A 1698-nucleotide genomic window follows, 5' to 3' on the forward strand; every position below is an offset into this window, starting at 1 on the left:
GAGGCGACGCCGGAGCCGGCGGAGTTCAGCGGGAGCCAGACCACCCGGTCGGGCATGTCGGTGATCTGGAGGGGCAGGGCGACCGTGCCGGCGGGACCGGTGACGGCCAGGGGGGCGCCGTCCGCGACGCCCGCCTCGGCGGCGGTCGCGGCCGACACGCGCGCGCGTGCGGCGTGCCGGGTGCCGGCGAGCGCCTCGTCGCCTTCCTGGAGGACGCCCTGGTCGAGCAGCAGCCGGTGCCCCGCGAGTACGGCCTCGCCGATGGCCGGGCGGGGCAGGACGCCCGCGCATTCCACGGGTGCGGCGGCGCGGGGACCGTCCCAGGCGCCGAGCCGGTCGATCTCCGCGCGCGTGGTGCGCAGGTCCGGCAGGCCCAGGTGGACGTCCATGGCGTCGGCGAGCATCTGCAGCACGCGGTTGTCGGTCGGCGCCGGCCGACGGGTCATCTGGTCCGGTTTGAGAGCGGCTTCGAAGGAGCGCACGCGGCCTTCCCAGTTGAGGAAGGTGCCCGCCTTCTCGACGACCGCGGCGACGGGCAGGACGACGTCGGCGTGCTCGGTGACCTCGCTGGGCCGCAGCTCCAGGGAGACCAGGAAGCCGACGTCGCGCAGTGCCTCACGCGCGCGTGCCGGGTCGGGCAGGTCGGCGACCTCCACGCCGGCGACCACCAGCGCGGCCAGTTCGCCGTTGGCGGCGGCCTCGATGATCTGGTGGGTGTCGCGGCCGTGGCGCGGCGGGAGTTCGGCGAGCCCCCAGGCGGCGGCGACCTCCTCCCGCGCGCGCGGGTCGGTCGCCGGACGGCCGCTTGGCAGCAGCGACGGCAGGGCGCCCGCCTCCACGGCGCCACGCTCGCCGGCCCGGCGCGGGATCCACACCAGTTCGGCGCCGGTGGCGGTGGCGGCGCGCAGGGCGGCGGTGAGGCCGCCCGCGACCCCGGCCAGCCGCTCCCCCACGACGATGACGGCGCCCGGGGCGCGCAGGGCCTCGGCGGCACGGCTGCCGGGGTCCTCCAGGCCGACTCCGCTCGCGAGGGCGTCCAGCCACTCCGTCTCGGTGCCCGGTGCGGCCGGCAGCAGGGTGCCGCCGGCCTTCTCCAGGCCCCGGGTGGCGTGCGTGGCCAGCGCGAACACCTGCTGCTTGTGCTTGCGCCAGGCCTTGCGCAGCCGCAGGAAGACGCCGGGTGCCTCCTCCTCCGACTCGAAGCCGGCCAGGAGCACGGCGGGCGCCTTCTCCAGGGAGGTGTACGTGACGCCCGTACCGTCGAGGTCGCGGCCGCGGCCGGCGACCTGTGCGGCCAGGAAGTCGGCCTCCTCGCCGCTGTGCACGCGCGCGCGGAAGTCGATGTCGTTGGTGTCGAGGGCCACGCGCGCGAACTTGCTGTACGCGTAGGCGTCCTCGACGGTCAGCCGGCCGCCGGTGAGGACGCCGGCCCGGGAGCGGGCGGCGGTCAGGCCGCGCGCCGCCGCTTCGAGCGCCTCGGGCCAGGAGGCGGGTTCCAGGATGCCGTCGGCGCCCCGGACGAGCGGGGTGTCGAGGCGGTCCTTCTGCTGCGCGTACCGGAACGCGAAGCGTCCCTTGTCGCAGATCCACTCCTCGTTGACCTCGGGGTCGTTGGCGGCGAGCCGCCGCATGACCTTGCCGCGCCGGTGGTCGGTGCGGGTGGCGCAGCCGCCGGCGCAGTGCTCGCAGACCGACGGC

At 76.7% G+C, this 1698-nt stretch carries 1 protein-coding gene; it reads right to left on the reverse strand.

Translation table 11 applies throughout. The annotated features are described in order from the left end of the window. The coding region (locus tag IE312_RS05425) for an NADH-quinone oxidoreductase subunit G (RefSeq protein ID WP_229899149.1) at window positions 1–1698 on the reverse strand (1698 nt) is incomplete at both ends.

The organism is Streptomyces capoamus (assembly GCF_014654935.1).
Taxonomy (GTDB): Bacteria; Actinomycetota; Actinomycetes; order Streptomycetales; family Streptomycetaceae; genus Streptomyces; species Streptomyces capoamus.